The organism is Vibrio sp. 1151_11, assembly GCF_029478525.1.
Classification (GTDB): Bacteria; Pseudomonadota; Gammaproteobacteria; order Enterobacterales; family Vibrionaceae; genus Vibrio; species Vibrio anguillarum.
Window position 1 is genome coordinate 1 of the sequence record NZ_SHMN01000150.1, and the last position, 246, is coordinate 246.

Annotated in this window: 1 pseudogene; it reads right to left on the reverse strand. The window is 39.8% G+C overall.

Annotated elements, in window-relative coordinates:
* Positions 1 to 101, reverse strand: a pseudogene (locus EXZ60_RS19170) (tautomerase family protein); the annotation flags it as partial.
* Positions 102 to 246 lie beyond the last annotated feature (145 nt).

Genomic DNA, 246 nt, shown 5'->3' on the forward strand with positions numbered 1-246 from the left:
TCAGGAAGCCCTAAAACCTGAGTCATAGATGCTTGAATTACATCAGATAATTGAGCTTTGATCGGATTTAAAAGCTCTTTAATTCCATATATTACTACCACCGTTCCTCCTTTGAACGTATAACGCCGCGTTAAGGTGTGACAAACGTTTGCCATACTTGAGCGAAGCGAAACCGGCAAGCGTTTGGAATCACTCTTAAACGCTTTGTTAGCTGAATTTTTCCATAACAAAGTTCTGCAGTTTTTG